At 73.3% G+C, this 23387-nt stretch carries 21 protein-coding genes; 8 read left to right on the top strand and 13 right to left on the bottom strand.

Going from position 1 to position 23387, the window contains the following annotated elements; genetic code table 11:
• Positions 1–142: 142 nt before the first annotated feature.
• Positions 143–721, bottom strand: coding sequence for an isopentenyl-diphosphate Delta-isomerase (gene idi / locus ABT299_RS27810; protein WP_190857452.1), 579 nt, complete (start codon positions 719–721; stop codon positions 143–145).
• Between the two features lie 148 nt (positions 722–869).
• Between idi and dxs the strand changes: the two genes are divergently transcribed.
• The gene (gene dxs, locus ABT299_RS27815; RefSeq protein WP_190857451.1) at positions 870–2780 is read left to right on the top strand and encodes a 1-deoxy-D-xylulose-5-phosphate synthase; all 1911 of its coding nucleotides are present in this window, start codon (positions 870–872) and stop codon (positions 2778–2780) included.
• A 27-nt stretch (positions 2781–2807) separates the two neighbouring features.
• Here the strand turns inward: dxs and ABT299_RS27820 are convergent, their stop codons facing one another.
• The 5 genes from ABT299_RS27820 to ABT299_RS27840 all read right to left on the bottom strand — a co-directional run bounded on the left by ABT299_RS27820 (position 2808) and on the right by ABT299_RS27840 (position 9599).
• Complete coding sequence (locus ABT299_RS27820) at positions 2808–3173, bottom strand: hypothetical protein (protein WP_190857449.1); 366 nt, start codon at positions 3171–3173, stop codon at positions 2808–2810.
• Positions 3174–3290: 117 nt separating this feature from the next.
• Positions 3291–4640: an FAD-dependent oxidoreductase gene (locus ABT299_RS27825; RefSeq protein ID WP_500252510.1), complete on the bottom strand. Its 1350-nt coding sequence runs from the start codon at positions 4638–4640 to the stop codon at positions 3291–3293.
• Positions 4641–4724: 84 nt separating this feature from the next.
• Complete coding sequence (locus tag ABT299_RS27830; protein ID WP_387023972.1) at positions 4725–6209, bottom strand: amino acid permease; 1485 nt, start codon at positions 6207–6209, stop codon at positions 4725–4727.
• Between the two features lie 103 nt (positions 6210–6312).
• Complete coding sequence (locus ABT299_RS27835) at positions 6313–8400, bottom strand: 3-hydroxyacyl-CoA dehydrogenase NAD-binding domain-containing protein (protein ID WP_500252511.1); 2088 nt, start codon at positions 8398–8400, stop codon at positions 6313–6315.
• The gene (locus ABT299_RS27840; protein ID WP_433151161.1) at positions 8397–9599 is read right to left on the bottom strand and encodes a thiolase family protein; all 1203 of its coding nucleotides are present in this window, start codon (positions 9597–9599) and stop codon (positions 8397–8399) included. Before ABT299_RS27840 ends, ABT299_RS27835 begins: the two co-directional genes overlap by 4 nt.
• Before the next feature lie 231 nt (positions 9600–9830).
• Between ABT299_RS27840 and ABT299_RS27845 the strand changes: the two genes are divergently transcribed.
• Positions 9831–11678 carry an AMP-binding protein gene (locus tag ABT299_RS27845; protein WP_500252512.1) on the top strand — a complete coding sequence of 616 codons (1848 nt, stop codon included), beginning with the start codon at positions 9831–9833 and terminating at the stop codon, positions 11676–11678.
• A gap of 87 nt (positions 11679–11765) precedes the next feature.
• Here ABT299_RS27845 and ABT299_RS27850 read toward each other — a convergent pair whose 3' ends face one another.
• The 6 genes from ABT299_RS27850 to ABT299_RS27875 all read right to left on the bottom strand — a co-directional run bounded on the left by ABT299_RS27850 (position 11766) and on the right by ABT299_RS27875 (position 16942).
• The gene (locus tag ABT299_RS27850; RefSeq protein ID WP_500252513.1) at positions 11766–12980 is read right to left on the bottom strand and encodes a sensor histidine kinase; all 1215 of its coding nucleotides are present in this window, start codon (positions 12978–12980) and stop codon (positions 11766–11768) included.
• Entirely contained in the window at positions 12977–13639 is a 663-nt protein-coding gene (locus tag ABT299_RS27855; RefSeq protein ID WP_190857438.1) for a response regulator transcription factor, read from the bottom strand. Before ABT299_RS27855 ends, ABT299_RS27850 begins: the two co-directional genes overlap by 4 nt.
• 60 nt (positions 13640–13699) lie before the next feature.
• Entirely contained in the window at positions 13700–14485 is a 786-nt protein-coding gene (locus tag ABT299_RS27860) for an SAM-dependent methyltransferase (RefSeq protein ID WP_190857436.1), read from the bottom strand.
• A gap of 100 nt (positions 14486–14585) precedes the next feature.
• Entirely contained in the window at positions 14586–15200 is a 615-nt protein-coding gene (locus ABT299_RS27865; protein ID WP_190857434.1) for a TMEM175 family protein, read from the bottom strand.
• Positions 15201–15214: 14 nt separating this feature from the next.
• A complete protein-coding gene (locus tag ABT299_RS27870; protein WP_500252514.1) occupies positions 15215–16081 on the bottom strand; it encodes a hypothetical protein in 867 nt (288 codons plus the stop codon).
• A gap of 93 nt (positions 16082–16174) precedes the next feature.
• The gene (locus ABT299_RS27875) at positions 16175–16942 is read right to left on the bottom strand and encodes an alpha/beta fold hydrolase (protein ID WP_500252515.1); all 768 of its coding nucleotides are present in this window, start codon (positions 16940–16942) and stop codon (positions 16175–16177) included.
• Positions 16943–17151: 209 nt separating this feature from the next.
• Between ABT299_RS27875 and ABT299_RS27880 the strand changes: the two genes are divergently transcribed.
• From ABT299_RS27880 to ABT299_RS27905, 6 genes are all read left to right on the top strand, one after another.
• Positions 17152–18276, top strand: coding sequence for a serine hydrolase domain-containing protein (locus ABT299_RS27880; RefSeq protein ID WP_500252516.1), 1125 nt, complete (start codon positions 17152–17154; stop codon positions 18274–18276).
• Between the two features lie 159 nt (positions 18277–18435).
• The gene (locus ABT299_RS27885) at positions 18436–18945 is read left to right on the top strand and encodes a hypothetical protein (protein WP_500252517.1); all 510 of its coding nucleotides are present in this window, start codon (positions 18436–18438) and stop codon (positions 18943–18945) included.
• Positions 18942–19988, top strand: coding sequence for a peptidoglycan-binding protein (locus ABT299_RS27890; protein ID WP_500252518.1), 1047 nt, complete (start codon positions 18942–18944; stop codon positions 19986–19988). The genes ABT299_RS27885 and ABT299_RS27890 overlap by 4 nt, the downstream gene beginning before the upstream one ends.
• Complete coding sequence (locus ABT299_RS27895; protein WP_190857424.1) at positions 19985–20695, top strand: ABC transporter ATP-binding protein; 711 nt, start codon at positions 19985–19987, stop codon at positions 20693–20695. Before ABT299_RS27890 ends, ABT299_RS27895 begins: the two co-directional genes overlap by 4 nt.
• On the top strand, positions 20692–21882 hold the full coding sequence (locus ABT299_RS27900) for an ABC transporter permease (protein WP_500252519.1): 1191 nt from the start codon (positions 20692–20694) through the stop codon (positions 21880–21882). The genes ABT299_RS27895 and ABT299_RS27900 overlap by 4 nt, the downstream gene beginning before the upstream one ends.
• Positions 21883–21980: 98 nt before the next feature.
• Positions 21981–22343, top strand: coding sequence for a hypothetical protein (locus ABT299_RS27905; protein ID WP_190857421.1), 363 nt, complete (start codon positions 21981–21983; stop codon positions 22341–22343).
• Between the two features lie 32 nt (positions 22344–22375).
• Here ABT299_RS27905 and efeU read toward each other — a convergent pair whose 3' ends face one another.
• A complete protein-coding gene (gene efeU / locus ABT299_RS27910; RefSeq protein ID WP_387023918.1) occupies positions 22376–23245 on the bottom strand; it encodes an iron uptake transporter permease EfeU in 870 nt (289 codons plus the stop codon).
• Positions 23246–23387: the final 142 nt, after the last annotated feature.

Genomic DNA, 23387 nt, shown 5'->3' on the forward strand with positions numbered 1-23387 from the left:
CCGTGACCGGCTCAACCCGGGGGACGTAAACGTCAACACGGGGTTCCGGGCGGGGGGCGGGGCGCGCGCCGCGCGCCCGGCCCCCGGAATGGTCCTGCGGACGGGGTCCCCCCGCCCCTCTCCGCGGCTACCAGGGACGCGGCTACCAGGGAAGGGCGGGCGGCAGCGTCGCGGTGCCCGCGTCGGGCCAGTCGCGCGGCTCGCCGAGCGGCGCCAGCTCTTCGAGCTGCAGCCGGTACCACGGCGAGGACTCGGGCCGCCCGGCGAGGTCGAGGCACTGCCGCCACGTCCACCACTCGGCGTCCTCGACCTCGTCGGGGTTGCGGCGGACGGGCGTGCCGGCCGGGACGTCGGCGCGCACCACCGGGCAGCGCTCGTTCTCGAGGGTGCCGTCCTCGGCGACCGCCCGGTACTGGAACGCCGGGAGGACGGATGTCAGAGACACGCCGGAGATGCCCAGCTCGTCCTGCAATCGCCGCAGCACGGCGTCCCGCAGCCCCTCCCCCGGACCGGGGTGGCCGCAGCAGCTGCCCGTCCAGACGCCCGGGAACGTCCGCTTCGACAGGGCGCGGCGAGTGATCAGAACGCGACCCTCCGTGTCCACCACATAGCAGGAAAAGGCCAGGTGGTACGGCGTGTCTCTATGGTGACTCGCGGCCTTGGGGGCGGTTCCGACCGCCTCGTCATCCGCGTTGAGCAGTACGATCTCTTCGACGGCCATGCTCTTTTCCTACCCCATCGGCCTCGCCGGGGTCAGTCGTTTCACACCCCGCGGGGAGGTCCCCTTCGGCGCGTCGCGGGCGAACCGGGATTAAACTCGGAACGGCCCGAGCCAGGGGAACCGGTCCCCGACGGAGGAGTTGACACGCGTGAGCCTGCTGGAGTCGATCAAGGGTCCCGACGACCTCAAACGACTGGACGCCGCGCAGCTGTCGAGCCTCGCGGACGAGATCCGCGACTTCCTGATCGACGCGGTCGCCAAGACCGGCGGGCACCTCGGCCCCAACCTCGGCGTGGTCGAGCTCACCATCGCGCTGCACCGGGTGTTCGACTCGCCCAAGGACAAGATCCTGTGGGACACCGGGCACCAGTCCTACGTGCACAAGCTGCTCACCGGCCGGCACGACTTCACCCTGCTCAAGCGGCGCGGCGGCATCTCCGGCTACCCCAGCCGGGCCGAGTCCGAGCACGACGTGATCGAGAACTCGCACGCCTCCACCGCGCTGTCCTACGCGGACGGGCTGGCCAAGGCGTTCGAGCTGCGCGGCGAGAGCGACCGGGTGGTCGTGCCCGTCGTCGGCGACGGCGCGCTCACCGGCGGCATGTGCTGGGAGGCCCTCAACAACATCGCCGAGGGCAAGGACCGCCGGGTCATCATCGTCGTCAATGACAACGGCCGCTCCTACTCGCCGACGATCGGCGGGCTGGCGAGCCACCTGGCCGCCCTGCGCGTCACCCCGACCTACGAGCAGGCCCTCGACCTCGTCAAAAGGACCGTTCCCAGGGCGCCCGTCGTCGGGAACGTCGCCTACGAGGCGCTGCACGGGATCAAGAAGGGCCTCAAGGACATCCTGCAGCCGCAGGCCATGTTCGAGGACCTCGGCCTCAAGTACATCGGCCCCATCGACGGCCACGACGAGCAGGCCGTCGAGCACGCGCTGCGCAAGGCGCACGCGTTCGGCGGGCCGGTGATCGTGCACTGCATCACCCGCAAGGGCCACGGCTACTCGCCCGCGGAGAACGACGAGGAGGAGCAGTTCCACTCGCCGGGCCCGTACGACCGCGAGACCGGCGTGCAGAAGCCCAAGGGCCGCATCTGGACCAACGTGTTCAGCGAGGAGATGGTCAAGATCGGCCGGGAGCGCCGCGACGTGGTGGGGATCACCGCCGCGATGCTGCACCCGGTCGGGCTGGCCGACTTCGCCGCCGCCTACCCGGACCGGATCTACGACGTCGGCATCGCCGAGCAGCACGCGGTGACGTCCGCCGCCGGGCTCGCCCTCGGCGGCCTGCACCCGGTCGTCGCGGTCTACGCCACGTTCCTGAACCGGGCGTTCGACCAGGTGCTGATGGACGTCGCGCTGCACGGCCAGGCGGTCACGTTCGTCCTGGACCGGGCCGGCGTCACCGGCGACGACGGGCCGTCCCACAACGGCATGTGGGACCTGTCGCTGCTCCAGCTCGTGCCGGGCATGCGGATCGCCGTCCCGCGCGACGGCGCCCGCGTCGCCGAGCTGCTGCGCGAGTGCCTGGCGGTCTCCGACGGCCCGACCGCGCTGCGCTTCCCCAAGGGCGCCGTGGCCGCCGACCTGGACGCCGTCGACCGCATCGGCTCGATGGACGTGCTGGCCCGGCACGAGGGCGCCAACGGCGCCGACGTGCTCATCGTCGCCGTCGGCGCGATGGCGACGGCCGCGGTCGAGGTCGGCGAGCGCCTGGCCGCCCAGGGCATCGGCGCCACCGTCGTCGACCCGCGCTTCGTCAAGCCCCTCGACCCGGCCCTGCCGGGCGCGGCCGCCGCGCACAGCATGGTCGCCGTCGTCGAGGACAACGGCCGCGTGGGCGCCGTCGGCGACGCCGTGGCCCGCCTGCTGCGCGACGAGGGCGTCGACACCCCGGTCCGCACCTTCGGCATCCCGCAGGAGTTCCTGGACCACGCCAAGCGCGACCTGATCCTCGCCGACTGCGGCCTCACCTCGCAGGACCTGGCCCGCGACATCACCGAGGCCGTCGCCCGCGTCACCGCCGCGGACGCGCCCGAGCCCGCCACCTCCGACTGACGCCCCGGGAGCGCCGCCGGGGGCGCGTCAGATGCCCTCGGCGGACAGCAGCTGCCAGAAGTGGGTGATGGACGCGGCGCGGGTGCCGAGCTCGCGGCCCGAGTAGGTCCACCGGCCCCGCAGCCGCCACGGCCGCCCGGCGCCGTCCTGCACGTAGACCTGGAGCGGGAAGCAGGCGTCATGGGCGCGGATGACCCCGGCCGGGTCGACGGACGGGGCGAGCCGGGGCTCGCCCTCGCACCGCACGCCCATCACGGACGTGCGCGGGTCCTGGCGCAGCAGTCCCTGCGTCAGGTCGTACACCAGTACGGAGACGTAGTCGGGTCCGAGCCACCTGAGGTCTGGCACCGTCTCGGGAGGGGGGAACCCGTACAGTTCAGGACCGACGGTCACAGGCGCACGGTAGCGGTCCGTGCACGCTTTCGTCACTAGTTTCCCGGCGGGTTCTTCCGTCTCACCGGTCCACGACCGGATCGGCGGCGCGGCCCGGAGGCGGGGACCACCGGGCGGCTACTCCGCCTCGCGGCAGGCGGACGTCATCGCCTCCCACCGGGCGAGCTTGACGCGTTCGCCGCGGTCGAGGGTGCGGGCGAGGGCGATCTCGGCGGCGTCGAGGTTGAGCCAGTCGTTGTAGGTGACGACCGGCAGCCCCCGCGCCTCGAGCAGCTCCTCGACGGTGCGCTTGGGCGCCGTGTCGGTGCCCTCCAGGTCCGCCAGGAGGTGACGGACCGTCTCGGCCGCGTCGGACTTGTTGGTGCCGACGACGCCGGACGGCCCGCGCTTGATCCACCCGGCGACGTACTCGCGGGGGACGGGGGAGCCGTCCGCGCCGAGGATGCGGCCGCCGTCGTTCGGCACGGTGAAGGACTGCTCGTCGAACGGGACGCCCTCCAGCGGGACGCTCTGGTACCCGACCGAGCGCAGCACCAGCCCGACGGGCAGCGTCTCGAACTCGCCGGTCCCGACGACGCGGCCCGACGCGTCCAGCGCGGTCCTCTCCAGCCGCAGCCCCTCGACGCGGTCGGTGCCGAGGATCTCGGCGGGGGCGCGCCAGAACCGGACGTCGATGTGGCGGGCGCGGCCGGCGGCGGGCTCGCCCGTCCAGCCGTTCAGCACCTTGACGTTGCCGCGCACGTGCCGGTCGTTCTCGGCGAGCTCGGCGCTGACCGGGTCGAGGTCCATGTCCTCGGGGCGGACGTGGATGCTGGCGTTCTCCAGCTCGCCGAGCTCGCGGGCCTCCTTGGTGGTGAACTTCGCCTGCGCGGGCCCGCGCCGCCCGATCATGTGCACGCGCTTCACCCGGCTCCGGCTCAGCGCCTCGATGACCTGCTCGGGGACGTCGGTGGCGCGCAGCTCCTCCGCCGTCTTGGCGAGGATCCGCACGACGTCGACGGCGACGTTGCCGACGCCGATGACGGCGGCCTCCTCGACCGACAGGTCGAAGGCGTGGTCGGCGGCGTCGGGGTGCCCGCAGTACCAGTTGACGAAGTCGGTGGCGGCGATGCTGCCCGGCAGCTCCTCGCCGGGGATCCGCATCTGCCGGTCGACCATCGCGCCGGTGCAGTAGACGACGGCGTCGTAGCAGTCGAGCAGGTCGGCGCGGGTGAGGTCGCGGCCGAGCTCGACGCAGCCGAAGAACCGCACGGCCGGGTTCTCCAGGACCCGCTGCAGGTACTTGGCGATCGACTTGATCGACGTGTGGTCGGGGGCGACGCCGTAGCGGACCAGGCCGTACGGGGTCGGCAGCCGGTCGAACACGTCCACCCGGACGTTCCCGTCGGTCTGCTTCACCAGGGCCTCGGCGGCGTAGATGCCGGCGGGCCCGGAGCCGATCACCGCGACGAGCACAGGGGTAGCCATGCGCGTATTGTGCCGACCCCCACGCCAAAAGAACACCGTGACACCGGTCACGGGATCCTTTAACGGCGGCTCGGGCGCGCCCCGTCAGGACCGCTCGGACGCCGCGGCGAGCCCGACGCGGCTGTGGTTCCGGCCGTAGCCGAAGTAGATGATCGAGCCGACCACCATCCAGGCCAGGAACCGGTACCAGGTCTCCAGCGGCAGGTTGATCATGACGAAGAGGCAGCCCAGCACCGACAGGATCGGGATCACCGGGACGAGCGGGGTGCGGAACGCGCGCGGCAGGTCGGGGCGGGTGCGGCGCAGGATCAGCACGCCGACCGACACCAGCAGGAACGCGAACAGGGTGCCGATGTTGACCAGCTCGGCGAGCTTGGCCAGCGGGATGAACCCGGCCAGCACGGCGACGACGCCGCCCATGATGACGGTCGACAGCCACGGCGTGCCGAACCGCGGGTGGATGGCCGACAGCCACGGCGGCAGCAGCCCGTCCCGGCTCATCGCGAAGAACACCCGGCTCTGCCCGAGCAGCAGGATGAGCACGACGGCGATGAGGCCGACGACGGCGCCGACGTCGATGACCGTGGCGAACGCGGAGTGCCCGACGGCCTTGAACGCGTCCGCGAGCGGCGCGGCGTCGGAGAGCTTCTTGTAGTTCTGCATCCCGGCGACGACCGTCGACACCGCCGCGTAGAGGAGCGCGGTGATGACGAGGGAGCCGATCAGGCCGATCGGCAGGTCGCGCTGCGGGCGGCGGGCCTCCTCGGCGGCGGTGGCGACGATGTCGAAGCCGATGTAGGCGAAGAAGACGATGGCGATCGCGGCGAAGATGCCGAGCCAGCCGTAGCTGACCGGGGTGATCCCGAAGATCACCTGCATCAGCGGCGCCGCCGCGCCCTTCACCGACGGGTTCGGCTCCGAGGGCGGGATGAACGGGTGGTAGTTCTCGCCCTTGACGAAGAAGAGGCCGGCGACGATGACCAGCAGGACGACGGACACCTTCACCACCACGACGACCGCGTTCACCCGCGAGGAGATCTTCACCCCGAGGACGAGCAGCCCCGTCACCACCAGCACCAGCGCGATCGCCGGGACGTTGACGACGCCGCCGCCGGTGCCCGGCGGGTTGAGGATCGCGGCGGGCAGGTGCACGCCCGCGCTGTCCAGCAGCGAGGCGAAGTACCCCGACCAGCCGACCGACACCACCGCCGCGCCGAGCGCCAGCTCCAGGATGAGGTCCCAGCCGATGATCCAGGCCGGGAACTCGCCGAGGGTGGCGTAGGAGAACGTGTAGGCCGAGCCCGCGACCGGGACGGTGGAGGCGAACTCGGCGTAGCACAGCGCGGCCAGCGCGCAGACGACGGCGGCGAGGATGAACGAGATCGCGACCGCCGGGCCCGCCTTCTCCTTGGCGACCTGCCCGGTGAGGACGAAGATGCCCGTGCCGACGATGACGCCGATGCCGAACACGACCAGGTCGAGCGCGGACAGGTCGCGGCGCAGCCGGTGCCCGGGTTCCTCGGTGTCCTTGATCGACTGTTCGACCGACTTGGTGCGCAGCAGGTTCATCGTCGCTCCTCGGCGTCACGTCGTTATGACACCCCTATGCCCGGATGCGCGCCGCTTATGATCACCCACCGCCCGCGATCGCGCGGGCGGTGGGCGACCCGGGTCAGGCGGGGAGCGAGGCCGTGCCGGGGGCGAGGAAGCGGCGCCCGGTCGTCTTCTCGGCGATGCCCGACCGGTCCAGGTACGGGGTGATGCCGCCGAGGTGGAACGGCCAGCCCGCGCCGAGGATCATGCACAGGTCGATGTCCTCGGGCGCCGCGACGACGCCCTCGTCCAGCATGATCCGGATCTCGTCGGCGAGCGCGGCGAGCGCCCGGTCGAGGACCTGCTCCTCGGTGGACGGGCTCCTCCCGCCGCCGAAGATCGCCACGACCTCGGGGTCGAGGGAGAAGTCCGGCAGGTAGACGCCCCGCTTGCCCGCCGCGACCATCTTCGCCAGGTTGTCCGACAGCGGGAACCGGTCCGGGAACGCGCCGTGCAGGGTCTCGTTGACGTGCAGCGCGATCGCCGGGCCGACCAGCCCCATCAGCACGAACGGCGGCATCGGCAGGCCGAGCGGCGCGGCGGCGCGCTCGGCGACCTCGATCGGGGTGCCCTCGTCGACCGTCGCCACGATCTCGGCGAGCAGCCGCAGCAGGACGCGGTTGACCACGAACGCCGGGGCGTCCTTGACCAGCACGCACGACTTCTTCAGCGCCCTGCCGGTCGCGAACGCGGTGGCGAGGGCCGCGTCGTCGGTCCGCTCGCCCCGGACGATCTCCAGCAGCGGCAGCACCGCGACCGGGTTGAAGAAGTGGAACCCGACGACCCGCTCGGGGTGCCGCAGCCCGGCCGCCATCTCGGTGACCGACAGCGAGGAGGTGTTGGTGGCGAGCACGCAGTCGGCGGAGACGTGCTCCTCGACCTCGGCGAACACCTTCTGCTTGACCGACATCTCCTCGAACACGGCCTCGATGACGAAGTCGGCGTCGGCGAACGCGTCCTTGGTCAGCGAGCCGGTGATCAGCGCCTTCAGCCGGTTGGCCTTGTCGGGGGAGAGGCGGCCCTTGCCGAGCAGCTTGTCGATCTCGCCGTGCGCGTAGCCGACGCCCTTGTCCAGGCGCGCCTGGTCGAGGTCGGTCAGCACGACCGGGACCTCGAGGCGGCGCGCGAACAGCAGCGCGAGCTGCGAGGCCATCAGCCCGGCGCCGACGACGCCGACCTTGGTGACCTTGCGGGCGAGGGACTTGTCGGGCGCCCCGGCGGGACGCTTCGCGCGCTTCTGGGTGAGGTCGAACGCGTACAGCCCGGCGCGCAGCTCGTCGCTCATGATGAGGTCGGCGAGAGCCTCGTCCTCGGCGGCGAAGCCCTCGTCGCGGCTCCGGTCCTTCGCGGCGGCGACCAGGTCGAGCGCGCGGGTGAAGGACGGCGCGGCGCCGTGCAGCTTGCCCTCGAGGTTCCAGCGGGCCATCGCGACCGCGTCGTCCCACGCCTTGCCCTTGTCGACCTCGGGCCGGGTCACGGTGATCTCGCCGTTGAGGACGCGGGCCGTCCAGGCGAGCGACTCCTCCAGGAAGTCGGCCGAGTCGAAGATCGCGTCCGCGATGCCCAGCTCGTAGGCCTGCCGGCCCTTCAGCATCCGGTTCTGCGCGAGCGGGTTGTCGATGACGACCTTCAGCGCCTTCTCCGCGCCGATCAGGTTCGGCAGCAGGTACGTGCCGCCCCAGCCGGGCACCAGGCCGAGGAACGCCTCCGGCAGCGCGAACGCCGGGACGCCCGACGAGATCGTCCGGTAGGTGCAGTGCAGGCCGATCTCGACGCCGCCGCCCATCGCCGCGCCGTTGTAGTAGGCGAACGACGGGACGCCCAGCTCGCCGAGCCGCCGGAACACGTCGTGGCCGAGCCTGCCGATGGCCCGCGCGTCCGCGTGGTCGGCGATCAGCGGCACGCCCTTGAGGTCGGCGCCGACCGCGAAGATGAACGGCTTGCCGGTCACGCCGACGGCGACGATGTCGTCCCGTCCGGCGACGCGGTCGAGGGCCGCGTCCAGCTCGGCGAGCCCGTTCGGGCCGAAGGTGTTCGGCTTGGTGTGGTCGTGGCCGTTGTCGAGCGTGATCAGCGCGAGCGTGCCCGCGCCGTGGGGGAGCGCCACGTCCCGGACGTAGGCGTGCGTGACGACCTCGTCCGCGAAAACCGCTGCCAGATCGCTCACTTGGAGCCCTCCCAGTTCACGTTCTCCCAGAGAACCGTTCCGCCCATGCCCATGCCGACGCACATCGTCGTGAGCCCGTAGCGCACGTCGGTGCGCTCCTCGAACAGCCGGGCCAGCTGGTTCATCAGCCGCACACCGGACGAGGCGAGCGGGTGGCCGAGCGCGATCGCGCCGCCCCACGGGTTCACCCGCGCGTCGTCGTCGGCGATCTTGAAGTGCTCCAGGAACGCCAGCACCTGCACGGCGAACGCCTCGTTGATCTCGATGAGGCCGATGTCGTCCATGGTCAGGGAGTTGCGGGCGAGCAGCTTCTCGGTCGCGGGGACGGGCCCGACGCCCATCACCTCCGGCTCGACGCCGGCGAACGAGAAGTCGACGAGCCGCATCCTCGGCGTGAGGCCGAGGTCGCGGGCGACGTCCTCGGCGGCCAGCAGGCACGCGGTCGCGCCGTCGTTGAGGCCCGCGGCGTTCCCGGCGGTGACGTTGCCGTGCACGCGGAACGGGGTCTTGAGCTTGGCGAGGTCGTCCATCGTGGTGCCGGGGCGCGGCGGCTCGTCCTCGGTCGCGAGGCCCCAGCCCTGCTCGGCGGAGCGGATCGCGGTCGGGACCAGGTCCGGCTGGATCTTCCCGGCGGCGTAGGCGGCGGCGACCTTCTGCTGGCTGCGCACCGCGTAGGCGTCGGCGCGCTCCTTGGTGATCTGCGGGAACCGGTCGTGCAGGTTCTCCGCGGTCGAGCCCATGACCAGCGCGGACGGGTCGACGAGCTTGTCGGCGAGGAAGCGCGGGTTCGGGTCGACGCCCTCGCCCATCGGGTGCCGGCCCATGTGCTCGACGCCGCCCGCGATGGCGACGTCGTAGGAGCCGAACGAGATGCCGGCGCCGGTCGTGGTGACGGCGGTCATCGCGCCCGCGCACATCCGGTCGATGGCGAAGCCGGGGACGCTCTTCGGCAGCCCGGCGAGCACGGCGGCGGACCGGCCGATCGTCAGTCCCTGGTCGCCGGTCTGGGTGGTGGCGGCGATCGCGACCTCGTCCACCCGCTCCGGCGGGAGGGACGGGTTGCGGCGCATCAGCTCGCGGATCGCGCGGACGACCAGGTCGTCGGCGCGGGTCTGCGCGTACAGGCCCTTGGGGCCGGCCTTGCCGAACGGCGTGCGGACGCCGTCGACGAACACGACGTCGCGTGCGGTGCGAGGCACGGGTCGTCCTCCCTGCGGATGGGCGGTGTGGTGGAAGCGTCGAGCCCCGTGCCGCCCGGCGCGTCCGTTCGGAGCGGATGGCCGTCGATCGGGCGGCACGAGTGCCCGCACCCGCGATGCTACTCGCAGGTAACCACAAAGGCTACTCGTCAGTAACCACTGACCGGGCGGCGCCCTTGTTCGGCCCGGGACTCGTGGGTAACGTGGCTCAAAATCACCGGAGGAGGCGCGGTGACGCACGCGAGGCCCGTATACCGGCCGGGACTGCGCCGGCGGATCGGGCACGTCCGCGACCTCGCCGCCCTCCTGCTGCGCACGGGACTGCTGCTGTCCGGCGGCCCCGGCCGCGTCGGCCGCCAGCTCGGCGCGCTGCGCCGCTGGGGCACCTCCCTCGCCGGCGTCCTCACCGCCGCCGCCGCGCACTCGCCGTCCCGCCCGGCCCTGATCGACGACGCGGGCGTGCTGTCCTTCGGCGAGCTGGACGACCGCGCCACCCGCCTCGCCCTCGGGCTGCCGCTGCACGGCCCCCGCCCGCGCGTCGGCGTGCTGTGCCGCAACCACCGCGGCATGGTCGAGACGCTCGTCGCGTGCAGCAGGCGCGGCGCCGAGGTCGTGCTGCTCAACACCGGCTTCGGCGCGGGCCAGATCCGCGCCGTGCTCGGCGAGCTGCGCCCCGCGCTGATCGTCGCCGACGCCGAGTTCGCGCCGCTGCTGGCCGAGGTGCCGATTGCGCTCCGCCGCACCGTGCTGTGGGCCGACCGCCGCCCCGGCCCGCGCGGCGGCTTCTCCGGCGATCCGCACGGGGCGGGGACGCCGCTGGCCGCGCCCGTCGCCGCGCCGCCCGCCGCCCCGTCCGCCGCCGTGCCGCCCGCCGCCGCGCCGTCCCGGCCCGATCCCGCCGAGACCGGGCCGAGCATCGACGAGGTGATCGCCTCGGTGCCCGCGCCGGAGACCGCGCCGGCCCCGCCGCAGATCCAGAGCCGGACGATCATGCTCAGCTCCGGCACCACCGGCCGTCCCAAGGGCGCCCGCCGCCCGCCCCGCCCCGGGCTGTGGCCGCTGGCCTCGATGACCTCCCGGATCCCGCTGCGCACCCGGCAGACCATGATCATCGAGGCGCCGCTGTTCCACACCTGGGGCTACGCCGCGCTGCAGATGGCGTGGGCGCTGCGCGCCCCGATCGTCCTGCACCGCAGGTTCGACCCCGAGCGGACGCTGCGCTCGATCGCCTCCCACCGCGACACCGTCGTGTTCGCCGTCCCCGTCATGCTCCAGCGCATCCTGGAGCTGGCGCCGCAGCGGCGCGAGCTGTACGACACCTCGTCCCTGCGGATCGTCGCGCTCAGCGGCGCCGCCCTGCCCGGCGACCTCGCCACCCGGTTCATGGACGCGTTCGGCGACCGGCTCTACAACGTCTACGGCTCCACCGAGGCGTCCTGGGTGTCCATCGCCACCCCGCGCGACCTGCGGATCGACCCGCGCACCGCGGGCCGGCCGCCGCGCAACACCTCGCTCGTCATCGTCGGCGCCGACGGCCGCCGCGCCGGCCGCTCCACCATCGGGGAGATCTTCGCCGCGAACGAGCTGCTCTTCGAGGGGTACACCGGCGGCGAGCCGATGCAGGTCCGCGACGGGCTGCTCGCCACCGGCGACCTCGGCCACATCGACCACCGCGGCCTGCTGTTCGTGGACGGCCGCGCCGACGGCATGGTCGTCTCCGGCGGCGAGAACGTCGTACCGCGCGACGTCGAGGACGCGATCCTGCGGCTCCCCGAGGTCCACGAGGCCGCCGTGATCGGCGTCCCCGACGACGACTGGGGCCAGCGCCTCGCCGCCTTCATCGTGCTGCGGCCCGGCGCCCGGCTCAACGCCGAGGCCGTCCGCGCGTACGTGCACGCGCAGGTCGCGCGGTACGCGGTGCCGCGCGACGTCCACTTCATCCCCGAACTGCCCCGCAACGCCACCGGCAAGGTCGTGCACCGCTGGCTCACCGCGGGCGACGACCAGCCCCGTCCCGAGGGCCGCGTCGACTGGCCGCAGCCGCCGCCCTGGCCGCTGCCCGCCGAGCACGCCGGCTGACCCGCCCGGGGCCCGGGCGCTCACGCGTGGGCGCGTCTCCCGCGTGGGCGCCTCTCCCGCGCCGACGCGTCTCAGGCGGGGCGCGTCTCAGGCGGGGGCCAAGGCGTCCCGCGCGACCGCGGGCAGCCGGATCGTGATCGACAGCCCGCCGCCGCGCCGCGGGACCGTCTCGATCGTCCCGCCGTGCGCGCCCACCACCGCCCGCACGATCGACAGGCCCAGCCCCGCGCCGTCCGCCGACCCCACCCGGTCCGCCCGCAGCCGCCGGAACGGCTCGTAGATCCGTGCCGCCTCGTACGCCGGGACGGGCCGCCCCGTGTTCACCACCTGCAGGAACGCCTCCCCGTCCCGGACCCCGGTGCGCACCCACACCCGGCCGTCCCGCACGTTGTACTTCACCGCGTTCTCCAGCAAGTTCATCGCGCACCGCTCCAGCAGCACCGGGTCGCCCGCCACCTCCGCCGGCGCCAGCCGCGCCTCCACCTCCACCTCGCCGGTGCGCCCGTCCAGGTCGCCGAGCGCGCCGCGCACCACGTCCGGCAGCGGCGTCGGCGTCCGCGTCGCCGGCTCCCGCTCCGACCGGGCGAGCAGCAGCAGCCCCTCGATCAGCCGCTCGTGCCGTTCGGTGTTGCCGAGCAGCACGTCCGCGAGCGCCTTGGTCTCCGGCGGGTTCTTCCGGCTGGCGAGGGCCACCTCCAGCACCGTCCGGTTGATCGTCAGCGGCGTGCGCAGCTCGTGCGAGGCGTTCGCGACGAACCGGCGCTGCGCGTCGAACGCCCGGTGCAGCCGGTCCAGCATCCGGTCGAACGTGTCGGCCAGGTCCTTGATCTCGTCCTGCGGGCCGTCCAGCGCGATCCGCTCGTGCAGGGTGCTCTCCGACAGCCGCCGCGCCGTCGCCGTCACCTTGTTCAGCGGGCGCAGCATCCGCCCCGCCACCAGGTACCCGATCACCACCGCCAGGACGCCGAGCGCCACCATCGTCAGCAGCGAGGTCTGCAGCAGCCGCTCCAGCACGTCGTGCTTCTGCTGCGCGAGCTGCCGGTCGGCGTCCGCCTTCAGCGCCAGCACCTGGCCGAAGTCCTTCTTCGACACGAGGATCCGCAGCTTCGCGGCGACCCGCGGGTCCACGGCGGTCCGCTCCGGAAGCCGCTGGTCCAGCGTCCGCGCCGTCAGCACGTACATCACCGCGACCAGCACCGCCGACGTCACCAGGAACAGCGACCCGTACACCAGCGTCAGCCGCGTCCGGACGCTCAGCCGCGGCGTCCGCACCCTCCCGCGCACCCTCCCGCGCACGCTCATCGCGCCTCCAGCCGGTACCCCGACCCGGTGACCGTCTCGATCACCGCGGGCTCGCCCAGCTTGCGGCGCAGCGTCGCCATCGTCACCCGGACGATGTTGCTGAACGGGTCGATGTTCTCGTCCCACGCCCGCTCCAGCAGGCGTTCGGCGCTCACCACCCCGCCCTCGGCGCGCAGCAGCTCCTCCAGCACCGCGAACTCCTTGTTCGTCAGCCGCAGCTCCCGGCCGTCCCGCGCCACCCGGCGGCGGTGCGGGTCGAGCCGGATCCCGCGGCGCTCCAGCACCGGCGGCACCGGCGCCCCCGTCCGCCGCGCCAGCGCGCGCACCCGCGCCACCAGCTCGCCGAACACGAACGGCTTCGGCAGGTAGTCGTCGGCCCCGAGCGACAGCCCGTCCACCCGGTCCTCGACGTCCCCGGCCGCCGTCAGCATGAGGATCCGCGCCGGGCCGCGCCGCTCCGCGAGCTCGCGGCACACCTCGTCGCCGTGCACGGTCGGCAGGTCCCGGTCGAGCACGACGACGTCGTACTCGGTGGAGAACGTCCGCTCCAGCGCGTCGTCCCCGTCGTACACGACGTCGACCGCCATGGCCTCCTCGCGGAGGCCCTCGGCGATCGTGTCCGCGAGCACCCGCTCGTCCTCCACGATCAGCACACGCATGCGCCGAGCATGGCCCAACGGGGGTTAAACGCCGATAAGCGCGGCGTGGTACCGCGCGGGTCAGGGCTTGCGCGCGACGCCCCCGGCGCAGGCCACCTCGGGAAGCTCCCCGTCCGGGTCGGGGCGCCACCGCGTCACGGGCACGACGCCGGGCGGCAGCACGTCCAGGCCGTCGAGGTAGCGGGCGATCTGCTCGCGGCTGCGCGGCGTGTACGGGACGGCGCCGCTCCCGGAGTTGAACGCCTCGATGGCCGCCAGGTACGCCGGATCGTCGTCGGTGCCGTCGTAGACCGCCAGGTAGCTGCCCGACGTCAGCGGCGCCATCAGCCGTCGGACGACGTCGCGGGCCTGGTCGTAGTCCTCGACGAGCCCGAGGATGCCCATCAGCATCAGCGCGACGGGCTCCCCGAGGTCCAGCGTCCGCGCGGCCTGCGCCAGGATCGGCTCGGGATCGCGCACGTCGGCCTCGATGTAGTCGGTGGCGCCCTCGGGGCTGCTGGTCAGCAGCGCCCTGGCGTGCACGAGCACCAGCGGGTCGTTGTCGACGTACACGACGCGGGCCTCCGGCGCGACCCGCTGCGCGACCTCGTGGGTGTTGTCCATGGTCGGCAGGCCCGTGCCGATGTCGAGGAACTGCCGGACCCCCGCCTCGGAGGCCAGGAAGCGCACCACCCGCGTCAGCATCTGCCGGGACCGGCGGGCCATGTCGACCATCCCGGGGAAGGACCGGAAGACCTGCTCGCCCGCCCGGCGGTCGACGGGGAAGTTGTCCGTGCCGCCCAGCAGGAAGTTCCAGATCCGCGCCGAATGCGGCACGGTCGTGTCGATCTCGGGCCGTTGGTCCATGCCAGCTCCTCGGTCTCCGGAGGCGGTGCCGACCCCCGGGAACCTTCCCCGGACCGCGCCCGGATACCCGTCGTACCCCGCCGATACGGCCGTCCGGGGGCTAGAGACCCACGAACCGCCAGCCCCTGCTCACCAGCGGCTCCAGGACGAGCAGCAGCAGGCCCCAGTAGGAGACCTGGGGGAACACGACCCCCACGGCCAGGGCGACGATCAGCAGCAGCACGGTGGAGAGGCCGCCGCGCATCGCCGCGGCCGTCGGCGGGTCGTCCTCCGACGCCACCCCGGCCGTCCGGTAGGCGATCACGGTGATCAGGGTCTGGCACACCGCCGCGGCGAGGACGTTGCCGATGTAGAACCCGATGGTGAAGCGGTCGTGCGCGGAGTAGGAGGCGACCATCTCGGTGGTGAACGGCAGCACGACGATGGCCAGCACCCACCCCGCGTTCCACAGCATCAGGGCGCGCGTGTAGCCGCGGATGTGCTCGAACGTCCGGTGGTGCACCAGCCACAGGCGGATGATCACCACGAAGCTGAGCAGGAAGCTGTAGATCTGCGCCTTGTGCTCGGTGATCACCTCGCTGGACGCCCCGTGCCCGCGCACCGTCTCCGGCACCACGTCGACCAGCGGCAGGACCAGCAGCGTGACGGCGATGGCCACGACCGCGTCGGTGAAGAGGACCAGCCGATCGGGGTCCCGGGAGATCGCTCGCGACATGAGGCGTGATGCTACTAGCGGCGCCAGCAGGTGTAGGAGACGGTGGCGGTGCCGCCCGGCGAGAAGCCGACCGACCCTCCGCCGCCCCCGCCCATGTAGCAGAGCACCGTCGGCCGCACCACCACGGTCACCGTCGTCGAACGGCCCGCCTTGAGCGTCCCCGCACCGGACGCGCTGACCCGCCCGCCCCGCGACCGCACCGACGCCACCGCCCAGTGGACCGTCCCGCCCACCGCCGTCAGCCGCACCGGGCACGACCTCGGCAGCCCGGCGACACCGAGGCCGTGGCAGCCGCCGTCGCTCACCGCCAGCCGCCCTGCCCCGCCCCCGGCTCCGCCGCCCGGCTCGTGCTTCGCCGGCCTCTTCCCGGCGGGCTCGTCCTTCTTCCCGCCTTTCTCCTTCACATCCTTCTTCTCCTGCTCGTCCTTCTGCGCGGGCGAGACCGTCACCGGCGGCGCGCTCGGCTCCGGCGTCGCCGCCGCCACCGTCGGCGCCCGCCGGGGCGCCGCGTCCCCGCCGCCCGTCTCGAACGCCGCGACCACCCCGGCCGCCAGCACCGCCGCGGCCGCCGCCCCGATCACCGCGATCCGCCGGCGCCCCCGTTCGGGCCTGCGGCACTCGTCGCGGACCACCTCGTACAGCCAGTCCCGGAACGTTCCCGCGTCGGGGACGTCCGCCCCCTCGGCCCGCCGCAGCGCGAGCAGCGCCGCCCGCACGGCCGCCACCGCCCGCCCGTGGTCGCCGAGCAGCCCCTCCGCGTACTCGACGAGCTCGGGCCCGTACACGTTGTAGACGTGGCCGACAGCCCCGGGCCGCTGCCTCCGGAGCCCCTCGACCAGCCGGAAGTCCTCGTTCAGCGGGGGCGCGGCGTTGCTGGGCACGAACGGATTATGGCCGACCGCGCACGCTCGGTTATGTGCCTCACCGCACAGCGTCACCCCGCCGTTTATCACCGAACCAACAACCCGCCCGTCTCACCTGGATTCCGTGTTCACGGTGGTCAGGAACGCGGTGATCTCGTGCGCGACGACATCGGGCCTTTCGAGACCGCACAGGTGGCCGAGGTCGCTCAGCAGGACCGCGCGGCCGCCCGGGATGCGCCGTACGTCGTCGAGCTGCGCGGCCTGGTCGACGACGACGTCCTTGCCGCCGATGATGGAGCAGGCCGGCACGCGCAGCCCCGGCAGCTCGTCGGCCTGGCTCGTCAGGGCGCCTCCGGCGAGCCAGCCGTGCCACATCGGCTCGGTGACGGTCAGCATGCCGTCCACCAGACCCGACGTCTTCGACGGGTCCACGGAGATCGCCGCGACTCCCTGAGCGAGGGCTTCGGTGTCGCCGTACGCGGCATCGAAGGCGGCGATCACCTGGTCGTCGGCGGTCGTCCCCGCGGCGTTCCACGGCACGATGCCGACCAGTGCACGCACCTCGTCCGGGTGGTCGAGCGCCATGCGCAGCGCGATCGCACCGCCGAGGGAACAGCCGGCCAGGAAGTGCGCGCCGACGCCGGCGTCCTTGATCGCGTCGTGCAGGGTCGCGGCCAGCGCGGGCAGCCTCCCGTCCGCCGGCGCGCCGGCGGACCGGCCGTGTCCGGGCAGGTCGAAGACCAGGACGCGGAATCCGCTCAGGTGCCGCGCGATCCCGGCCATCAGTCCGGCCGTGGCGCCGAACCCCGGCAACAGGACGAGTGTCGCCGGCCCCTGGCCGTGTTCTTCCCAGTACATGCCTGAACCGGTCTGCGGCATCGCGTTCCCCTCGGCTCGGTGAGATCCCGTCGGTCACAGGTCACTGTCGCCGCAGCCGGGGGCCGGTGGCTTGTACGAATGTCCGCCGTTCCCGGATCGCTCGGTACGCGCGGCGTCGGCCACGGGTGCGGACATTTCTCCAAGACGGCCGGCCGTGCGGTTGCGATGGTGGCGGCCATGCCTGGTCATGAAGGAGAACGCTCATGTGGATGAAGCGCTGTGCCGCCCCGGTCATCGCCGCGCTGATCGGGGTCGCCGCCTCGCCGCCGGCGCACGCCACGGGTGCCCCGTCCCGCGATGCCCGCTTGCGGACGGAGATCCAGGAACTCGTCGACGTCGACGGTGTGCCCGGCGTGGCCGCGGTCACGAGCCGCGACGGACGGCCGGCGCGGCGGATGGCCGCGGGCCTCGCGGACGTCTCCGCGAATCGGGCGATGCACCCCGGCGACCGGTTCCGGATCGCTTCGATCACCAAGACCTTCGTGGCCGCGGTGGTGCTGCAACTGGTCGCGGAGCACCGGCTCGCCCTCGACCAGCCGATCGCGGGGCTCCTCCCCGAACCGGTCCCGCACGCCGACCTGATCACCGTGCGGGACCTGCTCGAACACGCCAGCGGACTCTTCGACTACTCGGCCGATCCCCGCTTCGACCCCGGCGCCGCGTACACGCCCGCGCAGCTCATCGCTCTGGGCGCGGCGCATCCGCCCTACTTCATGCCGGGGACCGGCTTCTACTACTCCAGCACCAACTACATCGTCCTCGGCGAGATCGTCCGCCGGGTCACCGGCCACACGATCCAGGACGAGGTGCGGACGCGCCTGATCCGCGCCCTCCACCTGACCGGCACAACGTTCCCCACCGCGACCACGGTCGCACCCCGCCAGGCACGCGGCTACGTCTTCGCCGCTCCGCTGCCGCCCCGTTCCGGCCCCGCACTCGACGCGACCACCCGGACGAGCGCCGGCGCGGCCGGGGCGGCGGCCGCGATGGTGTCGACGGGCGACGACGTCGACCGGTTCCTCGGCGCGCTGCTCGGCGGGCGGCTCGTCCCGCGGCACCTGCTCGCGGAGATGGAGCGGCCCACGCCGGGAGCCGATGCGTTCTTCACCGCCGCCGGTATGCCCGGCGTCGGCTACGGCCTCGGCCTGACGATCACCTCGACGCCGTGCGGAACCGCCTACGGCTCTCTCGGAGACATCGACGGATACACCTCCAGCGTGATGCAACTCGGCCATAACCGCGTCGCGCTTCTCCTGAACACCAACTCCCTACAGCCCTCGCTGCGCCGGCAAACGCTCTCCATCGCCGAACAGGAACTCTGCCGCGCCGACTAGCCGCACTGCGCCGGGACCGCCAGCGGCTGAGAAGCCCTCCAAAGCGGGTGCGGACACCCACCCGCACCCGCTCCGATCACACACCGCCTAATGCACGTTTAACGCGGGGGTGGGTTTGGTGGGGGCCGCTGGGCCGGGTGGTCTGGCGGAGAGGGAGGCATGAGGATTCGGGTGATCGTGGTGGCCGGGGCCGTTCTGGCCGGGGCGGTGGCGTGCGGGGGCGGGGGTGACGGCGGGGACGGGGTCGCGAGCGCCGGGGGCGCGGCGGTGAAGGCGTCCGCGTCGCCGAGCCGGTCGCTGAGCCCGGAGGACGCGCAGCTGAAGTTCGCGCAGTGCATGCGGCAGAACGGGGTGGACGTCCCGGACCCGGGGAGCGGGCACGCGGAGACGATGCGGATCGGGAAGGGCGCCGGCCGGGAGAAACTGCAGGCCGCGATGAAGAAGTGCCAATCGTGGCTGCAGGCGGGCGGGAAGCTGCCCGATCTGAAGGACCCGAAGGTGCGCGACCAGTACGTGAAGTTCGCGCAGTGCATGCGGGAGCACGGGGTCGACATGAAGGACCCGGATCCCGACGGGACGATCCGGATACCGACGGGGAAGGCCGACCCGGGGACCGTGAACAAGGCGCGGGAGGCGTGCAAGGCCCTCGTGCCGGGAGCGGGGAAGTGAGGCGCGCCATGGCGGCGGGCGGGGCCGCGGCCGTCGTGGTGGCGGCCGGCGGGGGAGCGCTCGCCTGGACGTCCGGCGACGGGAAGGGCGCCGAACCCCCGGCGGCGCGGCTCGGTACAGCGGCCGTGACCAGGGGCGACCTCGTCGACACCGAGAAGGTGGACGGGAAGCTCACCTACGGCGACGAGCGCGAGGTATGGGCGGGGGCGTCCGGGGTCGTGACGTGGGCGCCGGAGCAGGGCGCGACGGTCCGGAGGGGCGGGACGCTGCTGCGGGTCGCGGGCGACCCGGTCACGCTGATGTACGGGGGCGTGCCGATGTACCGGGTCCTCAAGGAGGGCGACTCGGGCAAGGACGTCCGGGAGCTGGAGGAGAACCTGCGGGCCCTCGGGTACGGCGGGATGACCGTGGACGACGACTTCACCGGCGCGACCGAGGCCGCGGTGGAGGAGTGGCAGGACGACCGGGGCCTCGACCGGACCGGGACGCTCTCGCCGGGGCAGGTGGTGTTCCTCGCGGGCGCCGTGAAGGTGAAGGAGGTGAAGGCACCGGAGGGGAAGCGGGCCGTGCAGGGGCAGCCGGTGCTGACGGTCGCCGGGACGCGGCGGGTCGTGCACATCGACCTGGACGCCGACAAGCAGGACATGGCGCGCGTGGGGGAGAAGGTGCGGGTCGAGCTGCCCGGCGGGAGGACGGTGGACGGGACGGTCGCGAAGGTCGGGAGCGTCGCCGAGACGACCGGCTCGGGGCAGGACCAGAAGACCACCGTGGGCGTCGACGTGTCGCTGGGCGGCGAGGGGACGGGCCGGCTCGACGAGGCGCCGGTCGGCGTCGAGCTGGAGAGCGAGCGGCGGAAGGACGTGCTGTCGGTGCCGGTGGAGGCGCTGCTGGCGCTCAAGGAGGGCGGCTTCGGGCTGGAGGTCGTGGACGGGGCGCGGCGGCGGCTCGTCCCGGTGCGGACGGGGGCGTTCGGCGGAGGGCGCGTCGAGGTGGAGGGCGACGGCGTCCGCGAGGGCGTCCGGGTGGGGGTGCCGGCCGAATGAGGCTCGGAGACGGCGCGGCCGGCGACGCCATCGTGGAGCTGGCCGGGGTGACGAAGGAGTACGGGAGCGTCGCGGCGCTGCGCGGCGTGGACCTGGTGATCGGGACGGGGGAGCTGGTGGCGATCGTCGGACCGTCCGGGTCGGGGAAGTCGACGCTGCTGCACATGATCGGGACGCTGGACCGGCCGACGGCGGGACGGGTGAGGGTCGCGGGACACGACGTGGCGCGGCTGAGCGACCGGGAGCTGTCGGCGCTGCGGGCGCGGCACATCGGGTTCGTGTTCCAGCAGTTCCATCTCGCGCCGGGCGTCAGCGCTCTCGACAACGTGGCCGACGGGCTGCTCTACAGCGGCGCGGGCTTGAAGGAGCGGCGCAAGCGCGCGCGGGAGGCGCTGGAGCGGGTGGGGCTCGGCGAACGGACCGGGCACCGGCCGCACCAGCTGTCGGGCGGCGAGCAGCAGCGGGTCGCGGTGGCGCGCGCGGTGGCGGGCGGTCCGGACCTGCTGCTGGCCGACGAGCCGACCGGCAACCTCGACACGGCGGCCGGGTCCGGGGTGCTGGCGCTGCTGGACGAGCTGAACCGGGCCGGCACCACCGTCGCGATCATCACGCACGACCCGGACGTCGCGGCCCGCGCGCCGCGGCGGGTCCGGGTCCGGGACGGGCTGGTCGTCGAGGACGAGCGGGCGGGGGCGAGGAGCCGATGAGCGGGCTCGCCCCGGCGCGGCTCGGGCCGCGGGACGTCGTGCGGGCCGGGCTCGCGGGGCTGCGGACGCGTCCGGCGCGGGCGGTGCTGTCGGCGCTCGGCATCGCGATCGGGATCGCGACGATGGTCGCGGTCATCGGGATCTCGTCGTCGAGCAAGGAGGACCTGCTGCGGCGGCTGGACCGGCTCGGCACGAACCTGCTGACGGCGAAGCCGGGCAGCACCCTGTTCGGCGGCCAGGCGGAGCTGCCGGAGACCGCGCCGGAGATGGTGCGGCGGATCGGCCCGGTCACCGGGGTCGGCGCGACCGGGTCGGTGGACGCGACGGTGCGCCGCACCGACCGCATCCCGGTGGAGGTCACGCAGGGCATCGCGGTGCAGGCGGCCTCGCCGGACCTGCTCGCGACGCTCGGCGCCGGCACCGCGAGCGGCCGGTGGCTGAACGCGGCGACCGAGCGGTATCCCGGCATGGTGCTCGGCTCGGAGGCGGCGCGGCGGCTCGGCGTGGACGCGGCGGGCGGCCGGGTGTTCGCGGGCGGCCGCTGGTTCACCGTGCTGGGCCTGCTGCGGCCCGCGGAGCTGGCGCCGGAGATCGACCGGTCCGCGCTCGTCGGGTGGGACGCGGCGGAACGCTACCTCGGCTTCGACGGGCACCCGACGACGATCTACGAGCGGTCCACCGACGCGTCGGTGGACGGCGTCCGCGACGTCCTGGCCCGCACCGTGAACCCGGAGCACCCCGAGGAGGTCGAGGTCGCCCGGCCGTCGGACGCGCTGCGGGCGAAGGCGGAGGCGGCGGGCGCGTTCACCGGGCTGCTGCTCGGGCTCGGCGCGGTGGCGCTGCTGGTCGGCGGCGTCGGCGTCGCGAACACGATGGTGGTGTCGGTGCTGGAGCGGCGCCGCGAGATCGGGCTGCGCCGCTCGCTCGGCGCCACCCGCGGCCAGGTGCGGACGCAGTTCCTCGCCGAGTCGCTGCTGCTGTCGGCGTCCGGCGGCGCGGCGGGCGTGCTGCTCGGCGCCGCGGTGACCGCCGGGTTCGCGGCGGCGAAGGGCTGGCCGCCGGTCCTGCCGGGGTGGGCGCCCGCCGGCGCGCTCGGCGCGACGCTGCTCATCGGCACGGTCGCGGGCCTGTACCCGGCGGTGCGGGCGGCGCGGCTGTCGCCGACGGTGGCGCTGGCCGCGGTGTGACGGGTCTCCGATCCGGATCCGGCTCTGGCCCGGATTCGGCGAACCGGTGCATGATGGGGGCGCCGACGACGTCCTCCCCGGGAGGTGCCCGCACAGCCATGCCCGTGCCACGTCCGCTGCGCGAGCGTTGCCGCGAGTTCCTCGGTACCGACGGCCAGATCCGCTACATCTTCCCCGCGAGGTCCTACGGCGGCGGAGCGGGGTTCATCTTCGTCGTCACCGACGACCAGGTCGCCGTGATCTCCACCGGTCCGCTGGGGCGCAGCACGCCGAAGAGCATCTGGGGCGCCTACCCGCGCGGCACCCGGATCGGCCCGGTGGAGACCGGCGCGGGCGCGTCCTTCGAGTTCGGCGGCGCCGCGTTCGAGGTGGACGACGAGTACGTCCCGGTCGTCAACGCCGCCGACAGCGAGGTCTTCGCCCGCGACACCCTGCCCCGCGACCCGCTGCCGGACCTCTAGCCGGGGCGACGGCCGTCACGGGTTCGGGCCGGTCAGGAGCTCGGGGCGGGCTCGACGGCCTTCTTCGGGGCGGGGGCCGGCCGGCTCGGGCCGGTCTTGCGCAGGAACAGCGCCATCACCGGCACCAGGTACGCCGCCCACATGACCAGCTGCAGCCAGGTGATCTGCGGGGTGACGTTCAGCACGCCCTGCAGGACGGTCTGCAGCCAGTCGCCGGGGGTGCCGAGCTTGTCGAAGAACACGTGCGGTTCGAGCGCGACCGCGTTCAGGCCGGGCAGCACGTCGGCCTCCTGCAGGTCGTGGAAGCCGTAGCCGAACACGCCCGCCGCGACGACGATCAGCGCGCCGCCCGTCCAGGTGAAGAACCGGCCCAGGTTGATCTTGAGGCCGCCGCGGTAGAGCAGGTACCCGAGCACGATCGCGACGACCAGGCCGAGGGCCGCGCCGATGATCGGCTGGGTGGAGCCGCCGGACGAGCTCTGGATGTTCGTCCAGAGGAACAGCACGGTCTCGATGCCCTCGCGGCCGACCGACAGCAGCGCGACGGCGGCGAGCGCGAGCGGCCCGACGTTCAGCGCCCCTTCGAGCCTGCCCTCCAGCTCCGACTTCATGAACCGGGCGGTCTTGCGCATCCAGAAGACCATCCAGGTGACCAGGCACACCGCGACGATCGACAGCACGCCGCCGAACAGCTCCTGGGTCTTGAACTGCATCTCCGAGGACGCCGCGGTGAGCGCGATGCCGAACCCGACGGCGAGCGCGACCGCGATCGCGATGCCCGTCCAGACGGGAACGAGGGCCCGGCGGTTGCCGGTCTTCACCAGATAGGCGATGAGGATGCTGACGACCAGGGCGGCCTCCAGCCCCTCCCGCATACCGATGAGGAAGTTGCCCAGGAGCATCGCTGACCTCCTCCAGAGACACGAGTGGTTTAGGCAAAGCTAACCTAAGCCAGTGTGTGCCTCCGCGGCGCCCCCCGCAAGACCCGATCGCGTCACCTCATCCGACGAGACGTGCCTCACATGCGGATGAGGGCACCGCCCG

It is taken from the genome of Spirillospora sp. NPDC000708 (assembly GCF_040299565.1).
Taxonomy (GTDB): Bacteria; Actinomycetota; Actinomycetes; order Streptosporangiales; family Streptosporangiaceae; genus Spirillospora.

What these genes read in the sequence shown, in the direction of transcription:
- idi (WP_190857452.1), bottom strand. Translation starts at nt 721, where the DNA reads ATGGCCGTCGAAGAGATCGTACTGCTCAACGCGGATGACGAGGCGGTC.
- ABT299_RS27825 (WP_500252510.1), bottom strand. Translation starts at nt 4,640, where the DNA reads ATGGCTACCCCTGTGCTCGTCGCGGTGATCGGCTCCGGGCCCGCCGGC.
- ABT299_RS27830 (WP_387023972.1), bottom strand. Translation starts at nt 6,209, where the DNA reads ATGAACCTGCTGCGCACCAAGTCGGTCGAACAGTCGATCAAGGACACC.
- ABT299_RS27850 (WP_500252513.1), bottom strand. Translation starts at nt 12,980, where the DNA reads ATGAGCGTGCGCGGGAGGGTGCGCGGGAGGGTGCGGACGCCGCGGCTG.
- ABT299_RS27855 (WP_190857438.1), bottom strand. Translation starts at nt 13,639, where the DNA reads ATGCGTGTGCTGATCGTGGAGGACGAGCGGGTGCTCGCGGACACGATC.
- ABT299_RS27860 (WP_190857436.1), bottom strand. Translation starts at nt 14,485, where the DNA reads ATGGACCAACGGCCCGAGATCGACACGACCGTGCCGCATTCGGCGCGG.
- ABT299_RS27865 (WP_190857434.1), bottom strand. Translation starts at nt 15,200, where the DNA reads ATGTCGCGAGCGATCTCCCGGGACCCCGATCGGCTGGTCCTCTTCACC.
- ABT299_RS27875 (WP_500252515.1), bottom strand. Translation starts at nt 16,942, where the DNA reads ATGCCGCAGACCGGTTCAGGCATGTACTGGGAAGAACACGGCCAGGGG.
- ABT299_RS27880 (WP_500252516.1), top strand. Translation starts at nt 17,152, where the DNA reads ATGAAGCGCTGTGCCGCCCCGGTCATCGCCGCGCTGATCGGGGTCGCC.
- ABT299_RS27885 (WP_500252517.1), top strand. Translation starts at nt 18,436, where the DNA reads ATGAGGATTCGGGTGATCGTGGTGGCCGGGGCCGTTCTGGCCGGGGCG.
- ABT299_RS27895 (WP_190857424.1), top strand. Translation starts at nt 19,985, where the DNA reads ATGAGGCTCGGAGACGGCGCGGCCGGCGACGCCATCGTGGAGCTGGCC.
- ABT299_RS27900 (WP_500252519.1), top strand. Translation starts at nt 20,692, where the DNA reads ATGAGCGGGCTCGCCCCGGCGCGGCTCGGGCCGCGGGACGTCGTGCGG.
- ABT299_RS27905 (WP_190857421.1), top strand. Translation starts at nt 21,981, where the DNA reads ATGCCCGTGCCACGTCCGCTGCGCGAGCGTTGCCGCGAGTTCCTCGGT.
- efeU (WP_387023918.1), bottom strand. Translation starts at nt 23,245, where the DNA reads ATGCTCCTGGGCAACTTCCTCATCGGTATGCGGGAGGGGCTGGAGGCC.